Genomic DNA, 19,805 nt, shown 5'->3' on the forward strand with positions numbered 1-19,805 from the left:
AAGGCGCGCGGGCGTTGCCGCGCGTGCGCTGCGCCTCACCGCACCAAATCCGGGATGCGGCTGAAGATCTCGTTGGTGAAGTCGCTCAGCAACCCCAGGATCATCGCGCCGAACACCATGATCGACACCGCCACCACCACCAGCTTCGGCACGAAGCTGAGCGTCTGTTCGTTGATCGAGGTGGCGGCCTGCACCATCCCAAGGATCAGCCCGGACAGCAGCGCCGGGATCAGGATCGGCGCGGAGACCAGCGCCAGCACCCACATGGTCTGGTTGGCCACCGTCAGGAAGTAATCGGCATCGACAAGCGGTTGCATCGATCAGTCTCTCGTATCACCGCCGGGCCCGTCATTGCGAGCGTAGCGAAGCAATCCAGCGCGGCGCGCGAAACACTGGATGGCTTCGCTACGCTCGCAACGATGGGGCATCTATGTCGCGAACGAATTGGCCAGGCTGCCCATCGTCAGCGCCCAGCCATCGACCAGCACGAACAGCAGCAGCTTGAACGGCAGCGAGATGATCGTCGGGCTCAGCATCGCCATGCCCAGCGCCATCAGCACCGTCGCCACCACCAGGTCGATGACGATGAACGGCAGGAAGATGAGAAATCCGATCTGGAATGCGGTCTTCAGCTCCGAGGTCACGAACGCGGGCAGCAGCACCGAATAGGGGATGTCGCGCGGGGACGCGTACGGCCCCGACTTCGCCATCGCCGCGAACATCGTGATGTCCTTCACCCGGGTCTGCTTCTCCATGAAGGCATGGAGCGGCAGCGCGGCGGTGGAGATCAGCTGGGTGCCGCCGATGCGGCCCTGCGAATAGGGCTGGATCGCGGTCGTGTTGATCTGGTTGATCGCGGGCGCCATCACGAAGAAGCTGAGGAACAGCGACAGCCCGATCAGCACTTGGTTGGGCGGCGTCTGCTGCAGCCCCATCGCCTGGCGCAGGATCGACAGCACGATGATGATCCGCGTGAAGCTGGTCATCATCAGCACGATCCCGGGCAGGATCGTGAGCAGGCCCATGATGATGAGGACCTGGAGCGACAGCGACAGCGATCCCTGGCCGCCCTGGCCCCCGGCGTCGCCGTTGGACAGCTGCCCCAGCGCGCGGTCGATCGCGTCGCCGACGCCCGGCGCGGGCGCGGCCGGCGCGCCCGGCGGCGGGGCGACCTGCGCGACGGCGGGCAGCGCGACCATCAGCGCGACCGCGATCGCCGCGACGGCCAGCAGCACGCGCCACCAGCCGCCGCGCGGCGTCGTGCGCCCGCGCGCGGCGATCAGCGACGGGCCGCGCCCGGTCCGGGTGACCGAAAGGCTGGCGGGCAGGGTCACGCGTCGACCCCGGTCGGCACGCGCGTATCCGATTTCTCGATCAGGTTGACGCCCCCACGCCCGACCGAGACCAGCAGGCGCTTGCCCTCGAAATCCAGGACCGCGAGGCGCAGGCCGGGGGAGATCATCATCGTCTCACGCACCGCGATCAGCCGCGTCGACGGCTTGCCCGGCATCCGCGCCTCCAGCTTGCGCCACAGGTACAGGCAGCCGATCATCAGGCCGCAGACCAGCGGCAGCAGCACCACCAGCTTCAGGATATAGGTCCACATCATTGCGCAGGATCTCCGAGACTCAGCCGCGCTTCTCGGGCGCGACCAGCTCGACCAGCTTAACACCGAACCTGTCGCCGACCGTCACCACTTCGCCGCGCCCGATCAGCGTGCCGTTGACCAGCACGTCCAGCAGCTCGCCGGCCTGCCGGTCCAGCTCGATCACGCTCGCCTCGCCCAGCGCCAGCAGCTCGCGCAGCGACAGCGTGGTGGAGCCGATCTCCACCGTCAGCTTGACGTCCACGTCCTGCAACATCCGCAGGTTCGCGGCGACCGCGGCGTCGACGGGGAATCCGCCGGTCATGTCGTTCATTGGGTCGGTCCTTCGAGCTTCGAAATGCGGATGGCGGCACGCCCGTTCGAGGTGCCCACGGTGCCCAGCCCCAGCGGGGCGCCCCCGATCACGATCGGCACGTCGTTGCCGAAGTTGATCGGGATGATGTCGCCCGGCTTCAGATCCATCAGCTTCGCGAGCGAGATGGTGGGCTCGGCCAGGACGGAGCGGACCGGCACGCGCACCGTCATCGCGGCGCGCGTCAGCCGGGTGCGCCATTCCGAATCGACTTCGGCGGGGCGCGCCACGACCTTGCCGGTCAGCGCGACGCTATGCGGCTTCAGCGTGGCGACGGGGTAGAGGATGTCGACCAGCGCGGGCTTGCCGGCCCCGCGCGCCACGCCGAAGCGGGTGGCGATGACGACCTCGTCCGCCTCGATCGCGGAATGGAGCCCGGACGACAGCTCGACGCGCTCGGTGTCGAACCGCGCCGGGGCCAGCGGCTCCCACGCGGTGTCGAGCGCACGCACCAGCGCGCGCGCGACGCGCGTCATCAGGATGTCGGCGGCGGGCGTGAATTCCTGCGCCATGATGGCGGGCACCTCGCCCGGGCCGCCGAAGAACAGGTCGATCAGCTCGAACACGAACGCGCCGTCCAGCACGCACAGCACCGGGCGGTCGTCCATCAGCAACGGCACCCAGGCGGTCAGCCGGTCGCCGCGCGCCAGGCGATAATCGGCGAGGCGCAATACCTCGAGCGGTTCGGCCCAGGTCCGCGTCTCGGTCCGCCACAGCGCCTCGAACGTCTGCCGCACCCCCCGCGCGGCACGCGCGGAGAGGTGCTGGAGCGTGTGGAGGTCGCCGAACGGGTGCAGCTTGCCGCCGATGTCGTCCCCCGCCGGCCCCCCGACCAGCGACGCCGGGCTGACGACCGCGTCGGGACGCAGCCGTCCACGCCGCTCGGACGCGCCGGGCACTGATTCGGGGGGGGCGGGATCGTTAACCATGCCCGGTCACTGAACAACGAAATTGGTAAAGTAGACGTTACTGATGCCCCCGAAGCCCTCTTTTTCGCGCAACGTGGCGTTGATCGAATCGACCAGGCGCTTCTGCAGGTGCTGCTTGCCCGCGCTGGTGAACACCTGATCCTCGGTCGTGTCGCCCAGCGTCATCAGGATCGCGGAGCGGATCGCGATGTCGTTGGTCTTCAGGTTGTTGATGACCTTCTCGTCATAGGGCGTCGACACCGCGATCCCGACCTGGACGAAGTGGACCGAATCCTGAAGATTCGCGGTAAATTCCTTTTCCATGGCGTAATAGTTGGAGGCATATTCCTCGCCGCCGCGACCCGGCGGGGTCGGCGCGCCGGTGATCTCCTTGGCCTCGCCCTCGCCTTCGCCGCCGCCGCCATGGCCGCCGCCCTCACCCTCGCCCTCGCCGCCTTCGCCGGCGCGCTTCTGCTCGCTCTTGGGCACCAGGTGCGGCTTGTTGGGATCCTCCTCGTGCGCGGCCTCGGCGTGTCCGCCGCCGCCGACCAGGCCGGAGCCCGCGGCGTACAGGCCGGCGCCCACGCCGCCGCCCAGCAGGACGACGACGCCGACGACGCCGATCAGGATCATCTTCATCTTGCCCTTCTTCTTGGGCGCGGCGGCGGCATCGGCCGCGGCAGGTGCGTCACTCATCGTTACGGTCCTTCGGTTCAGGCGATACGCTGGTCAGCGTCATCGATCGCGGCGTCGGGACGACGCCGGGCCGATGGCGGTGCGGAGGGGAGCGGCGCGGCGTGGCGCTGCTGTTGTTGCTGTTGCTGCTGCGACGATGGCTGCTGGCGGTCGGCACCGGCACCCGCGGCTCCGGCGCCATGGCCCGAGGACGTCGGCTGCTGCTGCTGCTGCTGCTGGCTGCTGCCGTTCGACGTGCCGCCGTTCTGCGTGCTGCCCTGCGATCCCGCGGAGGGCGCGGCCGGTTGCAGCTTGATCCCGCGCGCCTCGGCCATGTCGGCCAGGCGCGGCTGCGCCTCGGCCAGGAGCGCCGCGGTCTGCGGCTTCTCGGCGGTCAGCTGTACCTGCACGGTGTCGCCGTCGCGGTGGAGGCGGATGTCGATCGCGCCCAGCGCATCGGGGACGACGCGCACGCGCATGTCGTTGGCATCCGCCATGTCGCGCAGCTGCTCGATCCGCGCGATCATCGATTCGGGCCAGCGCGGCTGCGTCATGTCGAGCGGCGCCTGCGACACGGTCGCGGGCGACGTGGCCGGCGCGATCGACGGCGTGCCGGACGCCACGGTGAGCGCTTCGGTGCCGGCTGCGGTGACGGCGGCGGCGTCGAGGGTGGCGGGCGTCGCCGGCGCCGCGGTGCGATCGTCGGCGGTGAACGCGCGGTGGATCGCATCGGCGAAGGTGCGCGCGGCCGAAGCGATGAACGGCGCCGGGGCGGTCGCGGCGCGCTCGTTCGCGCGTGCCGGCGCGGCCGCCGCCGGTTCGGTGGCGCGGATGGTGGGGGCAGGCTGAGCGCCCGCCACCGGCGCGGCCTCGATCGCGACCGTCGGCTGCGGAACGGCAGCGGTCGCGATGACCTCGGCCGGACGCGTCGCCGCCGCCGGTGCGGCGATGACCGGCGCGGGAGCCGGCGCCGCCACGTTCGCAGCTGGGACGGCGGCGGTGACGGGTGCGGCGGTAGCCGCCGGCGCCGCCGCGATGGGGGCGGCCTCGGCGACCTGCGGCGCGGTGCGCGCGATCACGTCGACGATGACCGGAGCATCGCTCGCCGTCAGCGTCACCGGCGTCGCGGCGAAGCGGCTCGGCGGGACGGCGGATGCACCCGGCAGGGGGGGCGGTGTGACCGACGCGACGGCGGATGTCGCCGTGCCGGTCGCCGGTCGCGACACCTCCGCGATCGTGCGGCGCTGCGGACCGGCCGCGCGCGTCTGCCGACCGGATGCAGCGTCGGCGACGAGGGACACGACCGGCGCCGCGGTGGCGGCGTTGCCCGGCGGTGTCGCGACGACGGGTTGGGTTACGGACGCGACCTGGACGGCCGGCACGGTCGCGGCATCGCGCGCGGCCTTCGTCGCCGGGGAAGCGGTTGTGACCGGGGCGGCCGCGGGGCTTGCCGTCGTCGTGGCCGTGCGGGACGCGCTTTCCACGGGAACGGCAGCCGGTGCGGGCAGGGGACCGGCGGCAGGTGCGACGGGCGTCGGCGTCGCGACCGGGACCACGGGCGCGCTCCGCGCCGGCGCGTCGTCCGGCCTCTGCCGGATGACCGGCGCGGCGATCCCGGGCGTCGCGACAGCGCTCGACGCACGCACCGCGCGCAGCGCGGGCGATGGGGACGAGGGCGAGGATGCGGGCGGGGGCGACGCGACCGCAGCGGTCGCCGCCGGCACCGCGGGCAGCGGCACGGCGGACGGAGACGCGACGGGGACGGGCTGATCGGCGGTCGCGACCGCCGCCTCCGCCACCGCCACCGCGGCATCGTCGGTCTTCTCGTCGCGATCCTCGGGAGTCGCGGTCGCGTCTGCGGCCTTCTCGGGCGGCGTGGCGACGGGCATGGGAACCGCGACCGCGCGCGGCGTCGCGACCTCGCCCGACGGCGGCGGCACGATGTCCACCGCGGCGGGGTTTGGCCGCGGCAGGACGGGACCGCGGGGCGAGGCGACGATGCGCAGCACCGGCTTCGTCGCGACCGGCCCGGTGAGCGTGGGCGCGGGCGTACCCGGTACGGGCGCGGGCGTGTCTACCGCCTCCTCCGGCGCGAGCCGCGCGAGCGGCGCGGCGGGCGCGGGCGGGATGGCGATGCCGGTGGCGTCGTGGAGCCAGGCAAGCGCCGCCTCCGCCTCGGACGGCACCGGGGCCGGCGGCACCTCGGTCGCCGGCAAGGTGGTGCCGCCGGCGGCAACCGATTGCCGTGCGGTGGCGGGCCGTACCTGTGCCACGATGCCGTCGGGCAGTGCGATGCCGGGCACCTCGCCGGGCAGCGGCGCGACCCCGACCGGCGTCGCGACAGCGGCGACGTCGCCGGTCATCAGGTCGAGGAAGGGCGCGGGATCGCCCGCGGGCGTCGCGCCCGGCGCCAGCGGGGAGGCGGGGGTCGGGGCCAGCGTCAGCACCGCGCCGGGGGCGGTGGAGAGCATCAGGCTTGCGATCGTGGTCAAGGCCGACTCTTCCTCGTGGGTTGAACTCGAGGAGCGTTCCGCAAGAAGCGTGCCGTTTCGCCCGGTTACCGTCGGCGGGTGGGGGCGGGCGCGTCCTCCAGCGCCTTCATCTCGGCGCGGATCACCTCTGCGCGGTGGCGGTCGATCAGCTTCTCGACCGCATTCTGGTCGCGGCGCGCGGTACGCGTGGCCTCGCTGCGGCGGTCGGCGACCATTTCCGCATGGCGGACGCGCTCGATCGCGGCGTCGGCGGAGCGGTGCAGCCGCTCGCGGAAATGCGCGGCGGCGGCGAGGTGCGCGGCGCCGGGAACCAGGCTGGGTTGCGGGGCGACGGCATCGGCCAGGCTCGCGATGCGCTGCGCCAGCAGCTGCTCGCTGGTGACCTGCGCCTGCGCGCGCGCCTCGTCGGCCCGGGCGAGGCCCAGCTGGAGAGTGCGGACCCGGTGAAGCCGCGCCAGCCGCTTGCCGTCAGGCATGACGCTGGTCTCTTGCCGCCGTCATGTCAGGCATCGCCGAAGACGCCGGTCAGCTCCATCGCGGCGTCATCCAGCGTCACGACCTGCGACGTGTCCTGCCGCACGAATTCCATGATCGCGGGGTGATAGGCGATTGCGGCGTCGATCGCGGGATCGCTGCCGCTGCGATAGGCGCCCATCAGCACCAGATCGCGATTTTCCTCGTACGTGGCGAGGTGGCGGCGCAGCGCGCGTGCGGCCTGCTGGTGATCGTGGCCGACGATGTCGTTCATCACGCGGCTGACCGATTTCGAGATGTCGATCGCCGGATAGACCGCGCGCTCCGCCATCGCGCGGCTGAGCACGATATGGCCGTCGAGGATCGATCGCGCGGAATCGACGACCGGATCGTTGCCGTCGTCGCCGTCCGCCAGCACGGTATAGATCGCGGTGATCGCGCCGCCGGTGTGGACGTCGGACCCGGCGCGCTCGATCAGATTGGGCAGCATCGCGATCGCCGAGGGCGGATAGCCGCGCGCCGAGGCCGGCTCACCCAGCGCCAGCCCGATCTCGCGACCGGCATGCGCGACGCGGGTCAGCGAATCGATGATGAGGAGGACGTTCCTGCCCTCCGCGCGGAAATTCTCGGCGATGGCGGTCGCGCGCAGCGCGCCGCGGATGCGCAGCACCGGCGAGTGATTGGCGGGCACCGCGACCACGACGGAGCGCGCGCGCGCCTCGCCCGCGACCTTGGTCTCCAGGAAGTCCGCTACCTCGCGGCTGCGCTCGCCGATCAGGCCGATGACGACGACGTCGGCCTGCGCCGCGCGCACCATCATTCCCAGCAGCACCGACTTGCCGACGCCCGATCCGGCCATGATGCCGACGCGCTGCCCCTGACCGACCGTCAGCAGGCCGTTGATCGCGCGAACCCCGACATCCATCGGCGCCAGCACGCGGCCGCGGTCGAGCGGCGACTGGATCCGGCCGGCGAGCGGCCAGCGCCCGGCACCGCGAATCGGGCCGAGCCCGTCGATCGGATGCCCCGCGCCGTCGACCACGCGGCCCAGCAGCGCGGCGCCCACCTCCGCCTCGCCCGGCGCGCCCAGCGGGCGGACGGGGGCGTTGGGCAGCAGCGCGGCGGGACCGCCCAGGTTCATCATCAGCGTGCGGCCGTTGCGAAAGCCGATGACCTCCGCCTCGACCTGATGCCCGCCCTCCGCGCCGATGCGGCACACCGTCCCGACCGGCAGCGACAGCCCGACGGCCTCCATCAGCAGTCCGTCATAGGAGGCGAGCCGCCCCGACACGCGCGCGCGCGGGCGCACGTCGGTGGTGGACAGCACGTCCAGCACGTCGCCGGCGAACCCCGTCAGCATGCCGGAAGGGCCACCCGGTCGATCGCGCTCGTCAGCTGCTCCAGCCACATGTCCGGCCCGTCCTCGACGATGGTCGAGGCGGCCTCCAGCACGAAGCTGCCGCGCGCGACGGCGGCGTCGCCCACCGCGAAGATCGTGTCGGGCAGCTTGCCCTCCAGCAGCGCCACGTCGTCGGGGTGGACGCGCAGCATCGCCGACTCGCTCGCATCGGCGAGCATCTCGGTCGCGGCGGCGATTCGCCGGCCGAGCAGCTCGGCGGAGACGCCCGTATCGCCCACCACCTGGCGGACCAGCGCCAGTACGGTGCGGCGCAGCTTCTCGGCCAGCGCGGCGCGGTCGATCGCGCCGCCCGCCTTCAGCTCCATCACCAGCGTGTCGAGCATCGCACGGTCGCGCTCCGCATCGGCGCGCGCGGCAAGCGTCGCGGCGGCGATGCCGTCCTCGTACCCCTCGGCCCGCGCCACCTCCAGCCGGTCGATGAAGGCGGTGTCGTCGGCCTGCGCGCCGAGCGGATCCCAGCCCTCGGTGGGGTTGGCGTCGCGGTCGGCCGGCGCGAAGTGGCGCGGCATGCCGGCATCGGTGTCGGCGGCGGACGGCTGCGCGGCGCCTCCGCGCCGCGCGCCGACGACGGTCGCGGTGTCGTCGCCGAACGCTTCCTCGATCCGCTGGATGAGTTCGGCCGGGCTGAACCCGGCGATCGACTGCTCGCGACGCTCGCGCACGCGCGTGCTGGCGGCGGCGTCCGAGCGCGACGGCAGGCCGATGACGAAGCCGGGATGGGGGGAAAACGCCTCAGACATAATCGTCGTCGCCGGCCCCCATCTGGATCGTGCCGTCCTTGGCCAGGTTGCGCGCGATCTGGATCATCACCTTCTGCGCGTCGAGCACCTCGCTCAGCTTCATCGGGCCGCGGGCCTCCATATCGTCGCGGATGCCGTCGGCGGCGCGCGCCGACATGCAGCCCAGGATGCGGTTGCGCGCAGCCTCGTCCACGCCCTTCAGCGCGCGGGTCAGCGTGTCGCCGTCGACGTTGCGGATCAGCGTGCCCAGGTTCTTGTCGTCCATCTCCAGCAGGTTGTCGAAGACGAACATCGCCTCCTCGATCTGCCGCGCGATGTCGCGGTCCATCTTGAACAGCTTCGGCATGACGCGCTGCTCGACCGACTTGCGCGCGCCCTGCAGCAGCTTCGCCGCCTCGCGCGCGCCGCCCAGCTGGACGCTGGCGGACGAGCCGCCCGATCCGCCGCCGCCCTGGCCGGTGCGGCTGGCGATCAGCATGCGCAGCGTCTCCACCGCCTCGGGCGTGATCGGGCCGAGCTTGGCGATGCGGTGCAGGATGTCCGGCTGCGTCGCCTCGGGCAATTGCTCCAGTACCTTGCTGCCGACCTCGGGGTCGAGGTTCGCGATCAGCACCGCGGCGATCTGCGGGTGCTCCTTGTCCAGGATGCCGGCGATCTCGCTCGCGTCCAGCCAGTCGAGCATGTCGATCTCGCACACCGCCTCGGTCGGGGTGATGCGCGCCAGTACGCTCTCCGCCTTCTCGCGGCCGAGTGCACGGGTCATGACCGATTCGACCTTGCGGCCCGGATCGAAGGTGATGCCGGTGCGATCGCGCGCGCGCCCGACGAAATCGTCGAGCACCGCCTCCACCTCTTCCTCGCTGACATCGGCGACGGAGAACATCGCCGACCCCAGATTGCGGACCTCTTCGGGGTCCAGCTTCTGGAGGATCGCGGCGGCCTCGTCGTCGCCGACGAGCATCATCAGCACCGCGGCACGCTCGGTGCCGGTGAAGGTGCGCGGGGGGGTGCCGGCGATCGTCACGGCTTGACGTCCACCGCGATCATGTCACGCACGGCGAGCGCCGCGCGGGCGGGATTGTCGCGCGTGAAGTCGCGCACCGCCAGGATCCGCTCCTCGTAACCGCGCGTGGCGTCCAGGTCGTCGAGCGCGACCGGCCCGGCGATGGTGATGCCCTCGTCGTCCTCCAGCTTCGCGGGCCGGGCGGCGTCGCCCTCTGCCTGCGGCGGCGCGGCGAGCGCCGATGCGCCCTCGCCGCCGGCCGCCGGTGCGCCTGCCGCGACGCCCGTCGCCGCCGCGGACGCCGGGGTGGCATCCTCGCGCTTCTTCATCAGCGCCTTGGCGATCGGGCGCACGCCCAGCAGCAGCACGAGCAGCGCGATCAGCACCGCGGTCGCGTTGCGCGCGATCATCGGGACCAGCGCATTGTCGTACCATTTCGGCGCGGCGTCGGGATCGGCGGTGGTGTCGGCGAACTTGCGGCTGATGACGGTGACCACGTCGTTGCGCGACTGGTCGAACCCGACCGTCCCCTTCACCAGGTCGCTGATCTGGCCGATCTCCATCGCGGTGCGGCGGCCCTTGTCGGGATCGCGCAGCAGCACCGCGACCGACAGCCGCTTGATCGATCCCGGCGCGGCGCGCGTGACGGAGACTTCCTTGTTGAGGTCATAGGCGCGCTGGAACGCGTCCGACTGCTTGGCCGGATCGGGCGCGGGGCCGCCGGCGGTCGGCTGGCCCTGCGGCGTGCCGGGCGCGCCGGTGGCGGGCTGCGGCGTCGACAGTTGCGAGGCGGGCGGCGGCGTGTTGCTCAGTGCGCCGGGGATGCCGGCCGGCGGCGTGGCGGTCGCCATGTTGCCGGTCCAGTTGCCGGTTTCGGCGCGCAGACGACCGTCCTTGTCATAGCTTTCGCGCGTCGCGCTGGTCTCGTCCAGATTGACGTCGGCCTGCACCTCGGCGGTGAAATTGCCGGCGCCGAGCAGCGGGGTGAGCAGCTGGGTCAGCTGCTGGCGGTACTTCTCCTCGACGCGGCGCTGGAATTCGATGCGCCTGTCGTTGGCGCCATCCGCGCCGTCCCCGCTTTTGGTCAGCAGGCCGCCCATCTGATCGACGATGGTGACCGCATCGGGCTTCATCCCCGGCACCGACGAGGCGACGAGGTTGACGATCGACTGCACCTGCGCATCGCTGAGCGAGCGGCCGCCCTGCAGCTTCAGCACGACCGACGCGGACGGCGCGGCATTGTCGCGCACGAAGACGCTGGCCTCGGGCATGGCGAGGTGGACGCGCGCCTCCGTCACCGCGTCGATCTCCTGGATCGAGCGGGCGAGCTCGGTCTCGCGCGCCTGGCGCAGGCGCTCGCCCTCCACCGCGCGGCTGACGCCCATCGGCAGCTGATCGAGGATGGCGTAGCCGCCGGGCGCCGCCTTCGGCAGGCCCTGTCCGGCCAGCAGCAACCGTGCCTTGGAATAATCCTCCTCGGCGACGGTCAGCGAGCCGGTCGAATCGTCGATATGGCTGGGGATGCTGGCGGCGGTCAGCGCGCTGGTGACGGCGGCCTTGTCCGTATCGGGCAGGCCGGAGAACAGCGTCTTCTGCGGCGGGGTGGCGAGCGCCGACCACGCGAGCGCGGCGCCGCCGATCAGGCTGACCATCAGCGCCATCGGGCCGGCGCGGCGCACCGCGGGCTGTGCCATCACGCCCTGGATCTGGCGCAGCGGATTGGCGAACCGCTCCGGCACCAGCGTGACGGGGATCGGCTGCTGACCGGCGAGGGCGGGGGTCTGCGGACTGGGGGTAAGAGCGTTGCTCATGGATTACACCGGCATGCTCATGATGTCCTTGTAGGCGGACAGGATCTTGTTGCGGACCTGCAGCGTCGCCTCGAAGCCGACGGAGGCCTCCTGGCGGGCGAGCATCACCTTGGCGATGTCGACGTTCTCGCCGCGTTCATAGGCTTCCGACAGCGCGGACGCCTTCTGCTGGCCGTCGTTCACCTTGGCGATCGCCGACTGCATCGTGTCGGCGAAGCTGGTGGCGTTCGCACCGCCCGACACCGGCGCGGGCGCGGTGGCGCCGGACGTGGCGCTGGCGCGGCTCAGTGCGGCGTTGCGCTCCAGGATCTGCGCGCGCAGCGCCATCACCCGGTCGACGCCGCCGACCCCTCCGACCCCGCTCATGCCGAGATCGCCCGGCCGGTGGAGGCGGCGACGAGGTCGTCACCCTGTTCGCGGGCGCGGGCGAGCCGGTAGCGCAGCGTGCGCTCCGAAATGCCCAGCCGGCGCGCGGTCTCGACCCGGCTGCCGCCGCAGGCGGCCAGCGTTTCGCGGATCGCGGCGAATTCGGACAGCTGGACGACCTGGCCCAGCGTCGCATCCTCGTTCGCCGCCGCGCCGACCGACGGCGCCGGACCTGCAGCGATCCGGGGTGCGACGGGACGATCGAAGACGATGTGGCCGGCCTCGATCGTGTCGCCGCCCGCGAACAGCAGCGCGCGCTGGATCACGTTCTCCAGCTCGCGGACGTTGCCGGGCCAGTCGTGCGCGACCAGCGTCGCGATCGCGGCATCGGACGGCCACGGCACGGTGGGGCGGTTGCCGGCGTGGCGCAGGATCATCGTCGCGGCGAGCGCCGGGATGTCCTGCGGCCGGTCGGCCAGCGCCTTGGTGGTCAGCGGGAACACCGACAGGCGGTAGTAGAGGTCGGCGCGGAACCGGCCCGCGGCGACTTCGGCCTGAAGGTCGCGGTTGGCGCAGGCGATGACGCGGACGTCGACCGGCTGCGGCATGGTCGCGCCGATCGGCACCACCTCGCGCTCCTGCAGGACGCGCAGCAGCTTGGCCTGGAGGTTGAGCGGCATCTCCGCGATCTCGTCCAGCAGCAGCGTGCCGCCATCGGCGGCGCGGAAGAAGCCTTCGCCGCCCGACGAGGCGCCGGTGAACGCGCCCTTCTGGTGGCCGAACAGCATCGCCTCCAGCATCGTCTCGGGCAGCGCGGCGCAGTTGATCGCCACGAACGGACCATCGCGGCGCGAGGAGTTCAGGTGGATGGTGCGCGCCAGCACTTCCTTGCCGGTGCCGGTGGGACCGTTGACCAGGACGGTGATGTCGGCCTGCGCGACCCGCTCGGCGAGCGCCAGCAGCGCCAGCGATTCGGGATCGGCGGCGGTGGGCAGCGCCGGCCCGCCGACCAGTGCGCGGGCGAAGGCGTTGCCGACCGCGGCATCGGCGTGGCCGTAGGCGATTCGCGCCGGCTGCCCGTCGCGGAAGGGGATGACCTCGCGTCCGGCGGAACCCAGGATCACGGTGCGGGCGGGCACGGTCATCGACTCGCCTTGCGCCACCAGGAAGGTCGTTCCCGGCTGTGCGCGGGCGCCTGCTGGCTGAACCGAAAAGCCCTGCGCGCGCAGCGAGGAAACGAGCGTCAGGTGCGCCTGCTCCACGGTGGCCGTTGGGGTGATCGATCGCATGTCCGGTACGTCCCTTCAGTGTCGAGGGCCGGAATGCGCCCGAAATGGTTAACGCGCGGTATCATTGCCGCCCGACCGGCAGATTTTTTCCGGGCGCGCGTGGCCGCGTGTCCTGCGGGCTCGCGCGCGCGCGAGCGTCCCTCTGCATGCGCGGCGATGCGGGACCGCCGCCCGCCCGGCACAATTTGTCGCTTAAGCCCGGCACGAATCGGCCGTTCATGGGGGCAACCGCACGGCCATCCGCTTCGGCGAAGAGGGACGGCGGGTCTGGGCCGTGACGATGGAGACCACGACATGACGGTGATCGCTTCGAATACCTCGGCGCTTCGCGCCACCAATGCGTCGGCTTCCGCCGGCAAGATGCTGTCGACCGCGATGGAGCGGCTGTCGACCGGCAAGCGCATCAACTCCGCGAAGGACGACGCCGCGGGCCTCGCGATCTCGGCGTCGATGACGTCGCAGATCCGCGGCATGGCGCAGGGCGTGCGCAACGCCAACGACGGCATCTCGATGGCGCAGACCGCGGAAGGCGCGCTGGACGAGGTCAACAACATGCTCCAGCGCATGCGCGAGCTGACCGTCCAGGCCGCCAACGGCACGTACGGCGCGTCGGACCTGACCAACATCAAGAGCGAGATGACCGCGCTGGCGGGCCAGATCGACGGCGTGATGGACAATACGCAGTTCAACGGCGTGGCGCTGTTCCCGTCGTCGGCCGCGACGAAGACGATCCAGGCCGGTGCCGAGGGCGCCGATGCGATCAGCATGTCGCTGGTCGCGCCGACGCTGACCGGCGTGGTGAGCGCTGCGGGTGCATCGGTCATCGACGTGACGGTCGCGGCGAGCGCCGGCCCGCCGTCGGACACCTGGGCCGACCGCATCAACGCGTTCGATACCGCGATCGGCAACGTCTCGACCGCGCGCGCGAACCTGGGCGCGGTGCAGAACCGGCTGGAATCGGCGGTCAACAACATGACCACCAACATGACCAACCTGAGCGACGCGCGCAGCCGGATCGAGGATGCGGACTTCTCGACCGAGACGACCGCGCTCGCCAAGGCGCAGATCCTGAACCAGGCGTCGACCGCGATGCTGGCGCAGGCCAACCAGTCGCAGCAGGGCGTGCTCAAGCTGCTCCAGTAACCCCGCATCCCGGACGGTTTCGTCCGCCGCGTGGCACCGGGCCCCCCGCTATCGACGGGGCCGCGCCGGACAATGGGCCCCGCCGATCCACGCGATCGGCGGGGTCTTTTCGTATCCGGTGATCCCACGGCCCGCGCCAAATCGGGTATCCGGGACGGCTCGTGCGGCATTAACCGCTTAAGTTCGTCCGAAAGCGGTCGTTTTGCAGGGCAGCGACAGACCGACGCCAAGGGGGGCGGCGGCGACGCAGCAACCCAATGGAGGTCATCATGACCGTTATCGCTTCCAATACTTCGGCGCTGCGCGCCACGAACGCGTCCACGACCGCCGGCAAGATGCTGTCGAGCGCGATGGAGCGGCTGTCGACCGGCAAGCGCATCAATTCGGCGAAGGACGATGCCGCCGGCCTCGCGATTTCGGCGTCGATGACGTCGCAGATCCGCGGCATGTCGCAGGGTATCCGCAACGCCAACGACGGCATCTCGATGGCGCAGACCGCCGAAGGCGCGCTGGACGAGGTCGCCAACATGCTCCAGCGCATGCGCGAACTGACCGTCCAGGCCGCCAACGGCACCTATGGCTCGACGGATCTGACCAACATCAAGAGCGAAATGGATCAGCTCGCGAAGCAGGTCGACGGCGTGATGACCAACACGCAGTTCAACGGCGTGGCGCTGTTCCCGACGTCGGCCGCGACGAAGACGATCCAGGCCGGTGCCGAGGGCGCGGACGCGATCAGCATGTCGCTCCAGGTGCCCGCGATCACGACCGCCGTCACCGCGGCGGTCCCGTATTCCGCCGGCCCGCCCGCGGTGCCCGCGGTCGCGGCCTTCTCGACGGTCGACGTGACCGCCGGGTCGCCGAACTGGACCAACAACATCAACGCGTTCGACACGGCGATCAGCAACGTCTCGACCGCGCGCGCGAACCTGGGCGCGGTGCAGAACCGTCTGGAATCGGCGGTCAACAACCTGACCACCAACATGACCAACCTGACCGACGCGCGCAGCCGGATCCAGGATGCCGACTTCTCGACCGAGACGACCTCGCTCGCCAAGGCGCAGATCCTGAGCCAGGCGTCGACCGCGATGCTGGCGCAGGCCAACCAGTCGCAGCAGGGCGTGCTCAAGCTGCTCCAGTAATGCCCGCACCGGCGGCGCCCGCGGGCGCCGCCGTTTTTGCGTCGGCGCTTTGAAATAGTGCTTAAAGATCGCCGCGGGCGGTCGTTTCTCCAGGCAGCGACGGACCGCACGGGCGGCAGACGCGCAGCACTCTTTGGGAGTTCACCCATGACCGTAATCGCTTCCAACACCGCGGCGCTGCGCGCCACCAACGCGTCGGCCTCCGCCGGCAAGATGCTGTCGACCGCGATGGAGCGGCTGTCGACCGGCAAGCGCATCAATTCGGCGAAGGACGACGCCGCAGGCCTCGCGATCTCGGCGTCGATGACGTCGCAGATCCGCGGCATGGCGCAGGGCGTGCGCAACGCCAACGACGGCATCTCGATGGCGCAGACCGCGGAAGGCGCGCTGGACGAGGTCAACAACATGCTCCAGCGCATGCGCGAGCTGACCGTCCAGGCGGGCAACGGCACCTATGGCTCGTCCGACCTGACCAACATCAAGAGCGAAATGGATCAGCTCGCCAAGCAGATCGACGGCGTGATGAGCAACACGCAGTTCAACGGCGTGGCGCTGTTCCCGTCGTCGGCCGCGACGAAGTCGATCCAGGCCGGTGCCGAGGGCGCCGATGCGATCTCGCTGTCGCTGGTCGCCCCGACGCTGACCTCCGCGGTCAGCCCCGCGTCCGCCGGCCCGCCCGCGCTGCCCGTCCGCTCGGCGGTCGACGTGACCACGGCCAGCGACTTCACCGTTGCCATCAATGCGTTCGATACCGCGATCGGCAACGTCTCGACCGCGCGCGCGAACCTGGGCGCGGTGCAGAACCGGCTGGAATCGGCGGTCAACAACATGACCACCAACATGACCAACCTGAGCGATGCGCGCAGCCGGATCGAGGATGCGGACTTCTCGACCGAGACGACCGCGCTCGCCAAGGCGCAGATCCTGAACCAGGCGTCGACCGCGATGCTGGCGCAGGCCAACCAGTCGCAGCAGGGCGTGCTCAAGCTGCTCGGCTAAGCGCGACACGACTTGGGGGCATGACAAACCCCGGCGGTCCATCAAGGATCGCCGGGGTTTTTCGTGTGTGGTGCGCATCCCGAACACCGTGCGCTGTGATTCCGGCCTTGAGCGGGACCGTTGCGAAAGTGCCCGCCGTCCTCCTGCGCAGGCAGGAGCCCAAGGCCAGGCAGAACAACGCCTCGTGGGACCTGCAACCCTGGGCTCCTGCCTGCGCAGGAGCACGGTGTTGCCCTTCGCGAAGGTCCGGTCTTGAGCCGGGTCCCGCTGTTATATCGCTGTTACGAATGAAGCGGGACCCCGGATCACGGCCGGGGTGACGGGGACGCAAGGACGCTTCCCATCACTCCCCGCCCTGGACGGTCAGGTCGTCGACGGTATCGGGATCGTCGGCGGTCGCCTCGGCGCCATCTTCCACCTCACCGATGGCGAGCCCGTCGGGGGTCGCCGGCAGCTCGTCCGGATGGCGCAAGGGTTCGCCGCTGGCGTCGGTGTGCTCCAGCGGCGTTTCGTCGTCGTCGGTACGGCGGTCGGTCATGATGTGTCTCCCGGCATTGGCACGGGAGAACGCGCGAGCGTCAGCTGCGCTGCATCGCCTTCTTCAGCCGGGCGTGCGCGGCGGACTTGATCTGGCATACGCGCGCGGCGCCGACGCCCAGCACCTCGCCGATCTCCTCCAGGTTCAGTTCCTCGACGTGATACAGCTGGATCACCATCTGCTCGCGCTCGGGCAGGCTGGCGATCGCGGCGATCAGGCGGTCGCGCGTCTGCGCTTCCGACAATTGCTCGAACGCATCGGGCGTGTCGCTGGCGAACCAGGGCTGGTCGTCGGCATAAACTTCGTCGATCGATTCGTACTTCACCGCGTCCGCGGCGGCATAGTCGGTACGCAGCTTCTCGGGCGTCAGCCCCATATGCTCCGCCAGCTCGCGATCGGTCGGCGCGCGGTGCAGCGCGCCCGACAGCTGGTTGACCGCGCGCGAATATTCGCGCCGCCGCCGGATCGCCCCGCGCGTCATCGCGGCGTGCCGGCGCAGCTCGTCGATCATCGCGCCGCGCAGGCGGGTGACCAGATATTGCTTCAGCGTCACCGCGCCGCGATCCTCGAACGAGGCCACCGCCTCGACCAGCGCGACCAGGCCGACCTGGACCAGGTCCTCCACCTCGATCGCGGTGGAGACCGAGCCGTGGACGTGCCACGCCAGCCGCCGGACGAGCGGCAGGTGCTCGCGCACCAGCGCATTCTCGTCGCGTGCGCGCGGGCGCGGGGAATAGGTGAGCGGGGTGGCCGCGGCGAAGGTGCCGCGCATCGGTTCCGCGCTCATGCCGCCAGCGCCTGCTGCTGGTGGCCGCCGATGATGGCGACGACCTCGACGGGCTTGTCCTCTGGGACTTCGAAGAAGCTCATGACAGGGGTATCCGGAAGAACGGTGCGGACGAGTTTGCGGATCGCGACGCGGATCGCGGGCTGGACGACCAGCGCGAACGGCTTCGCTTCCGCGATGAGCGGCTGGGCCGCATCTTGGAGCGCGTCGACGATGCGGCGGCCCAGTTCGGGTTCGATGACGTGGCGGCCGGGGTCGTTGCGCATGGCCTGCCCCAGCAGCTGCTCCAGCCCACCCTCCAGCGTCATGACGCGCAGCGGCTCGCGCACGCCGGCGAGGCGGGAGATGATGAGCGGACCCAGTTCGGGGCGGATCAGCTCGATCAGCTCGAACGGGTCGTGGGTACGCGTCGACGCGACCGAGATGGCAGCGGCGATGCGGCGGAATTCCTTGAGCGGGATGCCTTCGTTCAGCAGCCCCTTGAGCACCGCGGTCAGCGCGGTCAGCGGCAGCGGGGCCAGCGCGGCGACCAGCTGCGGCGAGCGCTCCTTCAGCCCGTCGAGCAGCGCCTGCACCTCGTCGGCGCCCAGCAGGTCGGCGGCGTTGGCGCCCAGCGCATGGTTCAGGTGCGTCGCGATGACGGTGCCCGAATCCACCACCAGATAGCCCTGGCCGGTCGCGGCATCGGCATCGCCGGTGGAGATCCAGGTCGCGTCGAGGCCGAAGGTCGGATCCTTCGCCTTCTTGCCGATCAGCTCGCCGAAGCCCTGCCCGGTGTCGAGCGCCAGCATCTCGTCGGGCGAGACCTGATCCTCTCCCACGCACACCCCGCCCAGCATCAGGCGATAGGTATAGGGGGCCAGGTTGATGTCGTCGCGCACGCGCACCTGCGGCACCACGAAGCCGAGCTCCTTCGACAGCTGTCGGCGTACGCCGGTGATGCGCCCCATCAGCGGCGCGCCGCGGCGTTCGTCGACCAGCGGGACCAGGCCATAGCCGACGTCCAGGTTGACCATCATCTGCTCGGTCACCTCGTCCCACGCGATCTTCGACGGATCGGGGGTCTCGACCTCGACGGGCGCCTCGACGATCACCGGGCGCTTCGCGGCCTTGTGCATCCGCCAGGCGGCATAGCCCGCGCCCGCCGCCATCGGCAGGATGATGACATGCGGCATGCCCGGCAGCAATCCGATCAGCGTCAGGATCGCGGCGACCGGGGTCCAGGTGCGCGCCGAGCCGAACTGGCTGCCGATCTGGCCGGCGAGGTCCTTCTCGGACTTCACGCGGGTGACGATCGCGGCGGCGGCGATGGAGAGCAGCAGCGCCGGCACCTGCGCGACGAGCGCGTCGCCGATCGCGAGCATCGTATAGGTCTGCGCCGCCTTGCCGATCGCCAGGCCGTGGCTGACCGGGCCCAGGATCAGGCCGCCGACGATGTTGGCGGCCAGGATCAGCAGGCCGGCGACCGCATCGCCCTTCACGAACTTTGACGAACCGTCCATCGAGCCGTAGAATTCGGCCTCGGTCGCGACGTCGACGCGACGCTGCTTGGCCTCGTCGGGGGTGATGAGGCCGGCGTTAAGATCGGCATCGATCGCCATCTGCTTGCCGGGCAGCGCGTCGAGGGTGAAGCGCGCCGACACCTCGGACACGCGTCCCGCGCCCTTGGTGACCACGATCAGGTTGATGATGACGATGATCGCGAAGACGAACAGGCCGACGACATAGTCGCCGCCGATCACGAACGATCCGAACGCCTCGATCACATGCCCCGCCGCGGCGGAGCCGGTGTGGCCGTGGACCAGCACGACGCGGGTGGAGGCGACGTTCAGGCCGAGCCGGAACAGCGTCGCGAACAGCAGCACGGTGGGGAAGGAGGAGAAGTCGAGCGGCTTCTCCGCGTTCAGCGCCACCATCAGCACCGCGAGGCTGATGGTGATGTTCATGATGAAGAAGATGTCGAGCAGCGCCGGCGGGATCGGCACCACCATCAGCACGACCAGCAGCAGGATCGCGGCGGGAAGTGCTGCCTGGCGCGCGGAGGAGAACAGCCTCATCGC

20 protein-coding genes are annotated in these 19,805 nt (G+C 70.8%); 3 read left to right on the forward strand and 17 right to left on the reverse strand.

Annotation, left to right across the window (positions count from 1 at the left end):
* Positions 1–35: 35 nt before the first annotated feature.
* From fliQ to PGN23_RS02720, 14 genes are all read right to left on the reverse strand, one after another.
* Entirely contained in the window at positions 36–317 is a 282-nt protein-coding gene (gene fliQ, locus PGN23_RS02655; RefSeq protein WP_335301296.1) for a flagellar biosynthesis protein FliQ, read from the reverse strand.
* Positions 318–428: 111 nt separating this feature from the next.
* Positions 429–1,283: a flagellar type III secretion system pore protein FliP gene (fliP, locus tag PGN23_RS02660; protein WP_335302063.1), complete on the reverse strand. Its 855-nt coding sequence runs from the start codon at positions 1,281–1,283 to the stop codon at positions 429–431.
* A 47-nt stretch (positions 1,284–1,330) separates the two neighbouring features.
* Positions 1,331–1,609, reverse strand: a complete 279-nt coding sequence (locus tag PGN23_RS02665; protein WP_335301297.1) for a flagellar biosynthetic protein FliO — start codon at positions 1,607–1,609, stop codon at positions 1,331–1,333.
* Positions 1,610–1,628: 19 nt separating this feature from the next.
* Entirely contained in the window at positions 1,629–1,919 is a 291-nt protein-coding gene (gene fliN, locus PGN23_RS02670; RefSeq protein WP_335297658.1) for a flagellar motor switch protein FliN, read from the reverse strand.
* A complete protein-coding gene (locus PGN23_RS02675; protein ID WP_335301298.1) occupies positions 1,916–2,887 on the reverse strand; it encodes a flagellar motor switch protein FliM in 972 nt (323 codons plus the stop codon). Before PGN23_RS02675 ends, fliN begins: the two co-directional genes overlap by 4 nt.
* Positions 2,888–2,893: 6 nt before the next feature.
* Complete coding sequence (locus PGN23_RS02680) at positions 2,894–3,562, reverse strand: flagellar basal body-associated FliL family protein (protein WP_335301299.1); 669 nt, start codon at positions 3,560–3,562, stop codon at positions 2,894–2,896.
* A 17-nt stretch (positions 3,563–3,579) separates the two neighbouring features.
* Positions 3,580–6,033, reverse strand: a complete 2,454-nt coding sequence (locus tag PGN23_RS02685; protein WP_335301300.1) for a flagellar hook-length control protein FliK — start codon at positions 6,031–6,033, stop codon at positions 3,580–3,582.
* A 65-nt stretch (positions 6,034–6,098) separates the two neighbouring features.
* A complete protein-coding gene (locus tag PGN23_RS02690) occupies positions 6,099–6,509 on the reverse strand; it encodes a hypothetical protein (RefSeq protein ID WP_335301301.1) in 411 nt (136 codons plus the stop codon).
* 26 nt (positions 6,510–6,535) lie between these two features.
* Positions 6,536–7,867 (reverse strand): FliI/YscN family ATPase, encoded by a 1,332-nt coding sequence (locus PGN23_RS02695; protein WP_335301302.1) that lies wholly within the window; start codon positions 7,865–7,867, stop codon positions 6,536–6,538.
* A complete protein-coding gene (locus PGN23_RS02700; protein ID WP_335301303.1) occupies positions 7,861–8,667 on the reverse strand; it encodes a FliH/SctL family protein in 807 nt (268 codons plus the stop codon). Before PGN23_RS02700 ends, PGN23_RS02695 begins: the two co-directional genes overlap by 7 nt.
* On the reverse strand, positions 8,660–9,691 hold the full coding sequence (gene fliG / locus PGN23_RS02705; RefSeq protein ID WP_443019710.1) for a flagellar motor switch protein FliG: 1,032 nt from the start codon (positions 9,689–9,691) through the stop codon (positions 8,660–8,662). The genes PGN23_RS02700 and fliG overlap by 8 nt, the downstream gene beginning before the upstream one ends.
* Positions 9,688–11,481 carry a flagellar basal-body MS-ring/collar protein FliF gene (gene fliF, locus PGN23_RS02710; protein WP_335301304.1) on the reverse strand — a complete coding sequence of 598 codons (1,794 nt, stop codon included), beginning with the start codon at positions 11,479–11,481 and terminating at the stop codon, positions 9,688–9,690. Before fliF ends, fliG begins: the two co-directional genes overlap by 4 nt.
* 3 nt (positions 11,482–11,484) lie before the next feature.
* The gene (fliE, locus tag PGN23_RS02715) at positions 11,485–11,847 is read right to left on the reverse strand and encodes a flagellar hook-basal body complex protein FliE (RefSeq protein ID WP_335301305.1); all 363 of its coding nucleotides are present in this window, start codon (positions 11,845–11,847) and stop codon (positions 11,485–11,487) included.
* Positions 11,844–13,136 (reverse strand): sigma-54 interaction domain-containing protein, encoded by a 1,293-nt coding sequence (locus PGN23_RS02720; RefSeq protein WP_335301306.1) that lies wholly within the window; start codon positions 13,134–13,136, stop codon positions 11,844–11,846. Before PGN23_RS02720 ends, fliE begins: the two co-directional genes overlap by 4 nt.
* A 294-nt stretch (positions 13,137–13,430) precedes the next feature.
* On the opposite strand from PGN23_RS02720, the gene PGN23_RS02725 reads away from it, so the two are divergent.
* From PGN23_RS02725 to PGN23_RS02735, 3 genes are all read left to right on the forward strand, one after another.
* A complete protein-coding gene (locus PGN23_RS02725; protein WP_335301307.1) occupies positions 13,431–14,279 on the forward strand; it encodes a flagellin N-terminal helical domain-containing protein in 849 nt (282 codons plus the stop codon).
* A gap of 269 nt (positions 14,280–14,548) precedes the next feature.
* Complete coding sequence (locus tag PGN23_RS02730) at positions 14,549–15,421, forward strand: flagellin N-terminal helical domain-containing protein (RefSeq protein WP_335301308.1); 873 nt, start codon at positions 14,549–14,551, stop codon at positions 15,419–15,421.
* Between the two features lie 147 nt (positions 15,422–15,568).
* Positions 15,569–16,420, forward strand: a complete 852-nt coding sequence (locus PGN23_RS02735) for a flagellin N-terminal helical domain-containing protein (protein WP_335301309.1) — start codon at positions 15,569–15,571, stop codon at positions 16,418–16,420.
* A 343-nt stretch (positions 16,421–16,763) separates the two neighbouring features.
* On the opposite strand, the gene PGN23_RS02740 is transcribed toward PGN23_RS02735, so the two are convergent.
* Genes PGN23_RS02740 through flhA form a run of 3 tightly spaced genes read right to left on the reverse strand, consistent with a single transcriptional unit; the run spans position 16,764 to position 19,802 of the window.
* The gene (locus tag PGN23_RS02740; protein WP_335301310.1) at positions 16,764–16,958 is read right to left on the reverse strand and encodes a hypothetical protein; all 195 of its coding nucleotides are present in this window, start codon (positions 16,956–16,958) and stop codon (positions 16,764–16,766) included.
* 40 nt (positions 16,959–16,998) lie between these two features.
* Positions 16,999–17,745, reverse strand: coding sequence for a sigma-70 family RNA polymerase sigma factor (locus PGN23_RS02745; protein WP_335301311.1), 747 nt, complete (start codon positions 17,743–17,745; stop codon positions 16,999–17,001).
* Positions 17,742–19,802: a flagellar biosynthesis protein FlhA gene (gene flhA, locus PGN23_RS02750; protein ID WP_335301312.1), complete on the reverse strand. Its 2,061-nt coding sequence runs from the start codon at positions 19,800–19,802 to the stop codon at positions 17,742–17,744. Before flhA ends, PGN23_RS02745 begins: the two co-directional genes overlap by 4 nt.
* Between the last annotated feature and the right edge of the window lie 3 nt (positions 19,803–19,805).

Origin of the sequence: Sphingomonas adhaesiva (assembly GCF_036946125.1) — a bacterium.
GTDB classification, from domain to species: Bacteria; Pseudomonadota; Alphaproteobacteria; order Sphingomonadales; family Sphingomonadaceae; genus Sphingomonas; species Sphingomonas adhaesiva_A.